Genomic DNA, 6,596 nt, shown 5'->3' with positions numbered 1-6,596 from the left:
GAAGCGCAGCGGCACGCGGAAGAGCGGCGTCGCGCCGAAGAAAAACGTCTGGCCGACGAGCAGCGCGCCGCCGAGGAAAAGCAAAAGGCTCTCGCGGCAGAGCGTGAAGCCGAGCACCAGCGCCTGACCGAGCGGCTCCTGAGGCTCGAAGAGGAGCGCAAGGCAAAAGCCAAGCGGCTGGCGGAGGAAATGCCGCCGGCACCGCCAAGCAGGCAAGCGCCGCTAGAGCCGCCGCCGCTTGCGCAATCACCGGTCGCAACACCCCCGCCGGCCGCAGCCCCGCCGGTCGCGCAAGCCCCCTCTGCCACACCACCTAACGCAGCACTGTCGCTCACGAATCCGGTGGGAACATCGAGCCGTGTCACCATCCTGCTCATCATCGAGCCCGGCACCAACGGCATTCGCCGCTACGGCAGAAAAACCGCCGATCCCGTGCTCTGCACCACCACCACGTGCTGGATCGGCGCCGGCACGGACCGCACAGCGACCGTACTGCGGCGCGGACAGGCGCTCGGCTCCGGCAATACGCTCGGCAAGCGCGCCGCCGCCTGCAATCAGCACCTTGCCTGCGCCTACCGCGATGTCGATTTGAAGGGGCCGGCAGCAACCGTGCAGCCCATCGATCTGCGCATCATGCGCCACGATCGCCGCGAGTTCCTCCCCATCGAGGCCGATCGCTCCTGCCGCCTGTCGAACGGAAGCCTGCATTGCGACAAGACCTTCACCGGGCGGACCTGGCGCGCCTGGGTCGTCCCCGAAGCGCTCGCCGCCGAGGCCGGCAAGTCCGCGCTCGACGCGGCATTGGCCGGGGGTCTCGCCGCGCGCCACCCCGCTGCCGCACTCATCGAGACGCGTCTCTGACGCCTCCCGGAGCTACGCGAAGACGTCCGGCAACGCCCCGCGCGAAGAGGAAAGCCAGTCCGGCACCGGCAAATCCTTGGAAGCCAGGAACGCCGGATTGAGTAGCTTGGACTGATACCGCGTACCGTGATCGCAAAGCATCGTCACGATCACATGACCCGGCCCCAGCGTACGGGCGAGAGCAATGGCGCCGGCAATGTTGACGCCGCTAGAGCCGCCGAGACAGAGCCCCTCGTCCACGATCAGCTGATGGATCAGCGGAATGGACTCCGTGTCCGGGATCTCGAACGAGAAGTCGGGTGAGAAGCCCTCGAGATTGGCGGTAATGCGGCCCTGGCCAATGCCTTCCGTGACCGAGGATCCGCGCGCCTCGAGCACGCCGCGCGTGTAATACGCATAGAGCGCCGCGCCCGGCGGATCGGCGAGCGCGATCTTCACCGATTTGCTTCGCTCTCTGAGCCCCAACGCGACGCCTGCCAGCGTGCCGCCCGTTCCCACGGCCGACACGAACCCGTCGATCTTGCCGTCCGTTTGCGCCCATATTTCTTTGGCTGTCATACGCGCGTGTCCGTCGCGATTGGCAACATTGTCGAATTGATTGGCCCACACGGCTCCGTTGGGCTCCGTCTCGGCCAGCGCCTCCGCCAAGCGCCGTGAATAGTGCACATAGTTGTTCGGGTTGGCGTACGGCACCGCCGGCACCTCCACCAGCTCCGCGCCGAGCGCGCGTACGGCATCCTTCTTCTCGACCGACTGCGTGTCCGGCATGACGATGACGGCCCTGAGCCCCAAGGCGCGACTGAGCGCGGCGAGGCCGATCCCCGTGTTGCCCGCTGTTCCTTCCACGATCACGCCGCCGGCCTTGATCGCCCCCCGCTTGAATGCGTCCTCGATCAGGAACAGGGCCGCGCGGTCCTTGACCGACTGCGCCGGATTCATGAACTCGGCTTTGCCGAGAACCGTGCAGCCCGTTTCTTCGGAAGCCCGCCGGAGCCTGATCAGCGGCGTGTGACCGACGGCTTGAACGGCGCTGGCGGCGGTGATCATTCACGTGTCCCTTCTTGTGCGAGCGCGGCAGATCTGGAAGACCGCCAAACTAAGGGACACCGATCCAAGCGGTCCAGCAGCCGAGGCACCCTGTGGAGCGTTTTCCGCGGCGCATATCGTCCGGCTGCGATGACGGATGTTGCGCGATTATTTCAGAGACGAGCCGCGGCCGATCTCGCACCAGCCCGAAACGGCCGGCAACGCTTTCCTAACCATCAGCGCCGAGTTGCGCCAGACGGGGCTCGCAAGAGATGCCGGACACGGAGAATTTTACGGGTTTGAGACAAACCCGGCTCATGGTTCAGGCCATGACCGTCTCGGATCCCGAAGATCCGAATCCTGACCATCGGTTTCATCTGAAACCCGGAGCGCGATGGCCGCAAAGCCATCATGTTCCTAGCATCTCTCGCATGCCGGCAGCCGACCATGGATCTTCTCTCGCATCAACAGCCCGACAATCTCGCCATCGGCAGCAATCGCTGGACGGTGGCCCGGGCTATCCAAGCGGCCGCCAAGGCCATCGACGGCACCTTCAGCGATAAGCGACGCAGCATCTCGCGTCCGAAACTCCTGTTTGCGACCTCGACGGTCGATGCGTTGATCCTCATGGCGACGGGCGCCGTCTCGTTCCTTCTGATCGACGGCGAGCAGACGTCCGCGTCCATGATTTCCGCCTGGTGCACCGCAATCGCTCTCGCAACGACGCTGGAGCTTCGCCGCAACTGGTCGTACTCCGTTCATGCCCTTCGCCAGCCGCTGGAGCAGGTGGGCAAGATCGTGAAAAGCGCCGTCACGGTATTCTGCCTCGCCATCGGCGCCAGCGTGCTCGTCGGACTGCCGATCTTCTCTCCCGCGACCGGCACGGTCTGGCTGGTATCGGCCGTGATCCTGATATCGCTCACGCGCCTTTTCCTCGCCCGTCTGCTGGCCACCCTCACCGACACCGGTCGCCTGGTGCGCCGAACCGTAATCGTTGGCGGCGGCCCCGATGCCGAGCACCTGATCACCACGCTCGAGGGAGGCAAGCACAAGGAGCTGTCGATCCTCGGCGTTTTCGACGACCGCCTGGACGACCGTTCCGCCGACAGCATCGCCGGTTACCCCAAGCTCGGCACCATCGACCAACTGCCCGCATTCTCGCGCAACGCGGGTGTCGATCTCGTGATCGTCACCGTTCCGATGGCGGCCGAACAGCGGCTGATGCAGATCCTGAAACTCCTCTTCGCGCTACCCGTCGACATCCGCATCTCGGCTTTGAGCTCCAATCTGCGCCTGAGCTCGAACGCCTATACCTACATTGGCCGCGTCCCCATGCTCGCCCTCATGGACCGCCCGCTGACCGATTGGGACCGCGTCATCAAGAACATCGAGGATCGGCTCCTCGGGCTCCTGCTGCTCATTATTGCCGCGCCCGTGATGGCCATCGTCGCGCTCGCCATCCGCCTCGACAGCAAGGGACCCATTCTGTTCAAGCAGCGCCGCTACGGCTTCGACAACGAGCTGATCGAGGTTCTGAAGTTCCGGTCGATGTACACCGATATGTCCGACGCCGCGGCCGCAAAGCTCGTCACCAAGGACGACCCGCGCGTAACGCCGGTCGGCCGCTTCATTCGCAAGACGAGCCTCGACGAGCTTCCGCAGCTTCTGAACGTCGTCAAAGGCCAGATGTCGCTTGTCGGCCCGCGTCCGCATGCGACGGAAGCCAAGGCATCGAGCGACCTCTACCAGACCGTCGTCGGCGAGTACTTCGCACGGCACCGCATGAAGCCCGGAGTCACCGGCTGGGCCCAGATCAACGGCTGGCGCGGCGAGACCGATACGCACGAGAAGATCCAGCGCCGCGTCGAAGCCGACCTCTACTACATCGACAACTGGTCTCTGCCCTTCGACCTCTACATCATCGCCGCGACACCTTTCGTGCTGCTCACCGGCAAGAACGCCTACTAGTGCGATGATCGACGTCACATCCCCATTCCCGATTGCATCCGAGCGGATCCGCTTCCCGACCGGCCCCGCGCGCCGGACGGTTCGCGCCACGACGCTGGCCGCGATCGCAGTTGCAGTGGCCATGGGCACGAGCTCGATCGTCTTCTCGGAGCCGGCCATCGCCGACGTGCTCATGGCCGCCGTCATCGTCGGGCTGCCGTTGCTCGGAGTCGTGCGCTTCGGCAACGTGGCGATCTTGAATTTGACGCTCTGGCTTGTTTTCGTGGCCTTGGGGCTTGCCGCCTGCTCAGTTTCCACGAACTTCGATACGGCCGTCACCCATCAGGTGGTGACGCTGTTCCTCGCCGGCGGCGCCTTTGTGCTCGCGGGCTACATCGCCGCAGATCCCGAGCCGCGCTTCCGTCTGGTTATGAGCTGGTACGTGCTGGGATGCTTGCTCGCGGCCTCGGCCGCCCTGGTGGGTTACTTCCAGATCATTCCGTCCACCACCGAGCTCTTCACCAATTACGGCCGCGCGCGCGGCACCTTCAAGGATCCGAACGTCCTCGGCGCAGCTCTGGCGCCGGCCATCGTATTCCTGGCCTGGGCGACGCTGCGCCTGCCGTTGCGTCAGGCGATGCTGGCCGCGGCCGTGGCGCTGCCGCTAATTCTGGCCCTCCTGCTCTCCTTCTCGCGCGGCGCCTGGGCGTCGGCCGCATTCTCACTGCTGCTGCTCGGTTGGTTGCTTCTCGTCACCACGCGGCGCGGCGCGGACATCCGCCGGCTCGTTGCCGTGGCCGTCCTCGGCGCCGTCACGCTCACCGCAACCATCGGCGCCGCCCTCGAGATGGACGCCGTCGGCAGCTTGTTCGAGGAGCGCGCCAGCCTCGACCAGTCCTACGACGAAGGCCCCGACGGCCGTTTCGGCGGCCAGGCCAAGGCCGTGGGCCTCATCCTCGAGCACCCCTTCGGCATCGGCACGCACACCTTCCGCGACACTTATCATCCGGAGGAGGCGCACAACGTCTACTTGAGCCAGTTCCTCAATGCGGGATGGATCGGCGGCACGCTCTACGTCATCTCCGTCTTCGGAACGCTGCTTGCGGGCCTCTACGCGATCCGTCGGCGCACGGCCCTCCAGGGTCCCATCATTGTCGCCACGGCGGGCTTTGCCGGCCTTGTCTTCGAAGGCTTCGTCATCGATACCGATCACTGGCGTCACTTCTTCATTTTGATGGCGCTCATCTGGGGCCTGATCGACGCTGACATCCACGCGCCCGTGCGGGAGAAGCGCAGCCATGATTGAAGCGCGTCGTGAACCCGTGAGCTTGATGAAAAGTGCCCTTGAGCGGCTGCGCAGCAGCCGGACGACGCACGCCGAAAGCTGGGACGCCGTGAGCGTCTTCGCCATCCGCGCAGCCAGCGCCGCACTGCTGTTCCTGACCCAGATCGCGCTCGCCCGCTGGATGGGCGCATCCGAGTACGGCATCTTCGTTTCGGCGTGGACATGCGTGCTGGTGCTGGGCGCCCTGTGCAGCTTGGGCTTCACGACCGCCATGATGCGCTTGGCACCTCAGTACAATGCCAACAAGGACTACGCGTCCTTCCGCGGCTTGCTCTGGGGCGGCCGCTATGTCGCCGTGCTTTCGGCGTTCGCCATCGCGCTTATCGGCTTGCTCGTGCTTTGGATCTTCGGCAATCGCGGCGATACGCCGTTCGGTGTGCCGATGATGCTCGCCATGCTGTGCCTCCCCTTCTTCGCGTTCTCGGACGTTCAGGACGGTCTCGGTCGCGGACAGGGCTGGACCGTCGAGGCGATCGCCCCCGCCTACATCGTTCGTCCCATAGCGCTGCTGGCGCTCGTGCCCGCCGCGTCGTGGCTCGGATTTCCCGCCGACGCCGTAACGGGCATGGTCATTGCCGTCGGCACCGTTCTCTTGGCCGCGATCCTGCAGACGCATCTGATCGGCCAACGCATCAGCGCCGCAATACCACAATGCCCGCCGGCCTACGATTTCCCGAAGTGGTTCAAGATTTCGCTGCCGCTGCTCGCTGGCACCATCTGCGATATCGCCATACTCAACGCCGACGTTCTCTTGCTCGCCGCGTTCCGTCCATCTGAGGAAACCGGCATCTACTACGCTGCCGCGAAGACGGCCGCGCTGGCGCTGTTCATCCACTACGCCGTCGGCACCGCCTATGCCGGCCGCATCGCCGCCGCCCATGCCTTGGGAGACGATGCCCAGGTCAAATCTCTGGTCAGCAACGCCGTTCGCTGGACGTTCATTCCATCGGCCGCCGTGACAATCGCCATTCTCGCAGTCGGATACCCCGTTCTCGCCGGCTTCGGCGACCACTTCACGGACGCCTACCCCCTCATGTTCATCCTCGCCGTCGGCATCCTGGCCAAGGCCGCCACCGGACCGGCCGACACCATCCTCAACATGCTGGGACATCAGCGCGCGAGCGCCATATCGATCGGATTGGCTGCCGTCGTTTGCGTAACGTTGAATCTCATCCTGATTCCGCTGTGGGGCGTGACAGGTGCTGCCATCGCCACCTCCACGGCCATCACGACGGCGTCCGTGCTCAACTGGATCGCCGCCCGTCGCCTCGAAGGCTTGAACCTTTTCGTCCTCGCCAACCTGCCGGCGTCCTGGTTCTCAAAGTAGCCCCTCGATCAGGCCGTAGAGCTTCTCGAGATCCTGGGATCGCGAGAGCCGGTGCTCGCCGTCGTCCACCTCGGTGATCCGCACCCAGCC

4 protein-coding genes and 1 pseudogene are annotated in these 6,596 nt (G+C 65.1%); 4 read left to right on the top strand and 1 reads right to left on the bottom strand.

What is annotated here, in order from left to right; genetic code table 11:
* Positions 1-861 (top strand): annotated as a pseudogene (locus tag QZV93_RS17105) (hypothetical protein); the annotation flags it as partial.
* A 12-nt stretch (positions 862-873) separates the two neighbouring features.
* On the opposite strand, the gene QZV93_RS17100 reads toward QZV93_RS17105, so the two are convergent.
* On the bottom strand, positions 874-1,908 hold the full coding sequence (locus QZV93_RS17100; protein WP_295559888.1) for a cysteine synthase A: 1,035 nt from the start codon (positions 1,906-1,908) through the stop codon (positions 874-876).
* A 426-nt stretch (positions 1,909-2,334) separates the two neighbouring features.
* Between QZV93_RS17100 and QZV93_RS17095 the strand changes: the two genes are divergently transcribed.
* The 3 genes from QZV93_RS17095 to QZV93_RS17085 are packed head-to-tail and all read left to right on the top strand — an operon-like array spanning position 2,335 to position 6,506.
* The gene (locus tag QZV93_RS17095) at positions 2,335-3,855 is read left to right on the top strand and encodes an undecaprenyl-phosphate glucose phosphotransferase (RefSeq protein WP_295559886.1); all 1,521 of its coding nucleotides are present in this window, start codon (positions 2,335-2,337) and stop codon (positions 3,853-3,855) included.
* A 4-nt stretch (positions 3,856-3,859) separates the two neighbouring features.
* Positions 3,860-5,140, top strand: a complete 1,281-nt coding sequence (locus tag QZV93_RS17090) for an O-antigen ligase family protein (protein ID WP_295559884.1) — start codon at positions 3,860-3,862, stop codon at positions 5,138-5,140.
* A gap of 25 nt (positions 5,141-5,165) precedes the next feature.
* Positions 5,166-6,506, top strand: coding sequence for a lipopolysaccharide biosynthesis protein (locus QZV93_RS17085; RefSeq protein ID WP_295559882.1), 1,341 nt, complete (start codon positions 5,166-5,168; stop codon positions 6,504-6,506).
* Positions 6,507-6,596: the final 90 nt, after the last annotated feature.

This window comes from uncultured Hyphomicrobium sp. (assembly GCF_902826555.1).
Taxonomy (GTDB): domain Bacteria; phylum Pseudomonadota; class Alphaproteobacteria; order Rhizobiales; family Hyphomicrobiaceae; genus Hyphomicrobium_C.
Note: the sequence above shows the minus strand (reverse complement) of the source record. Positions and strands in the feature narration are given on the sequence as shown.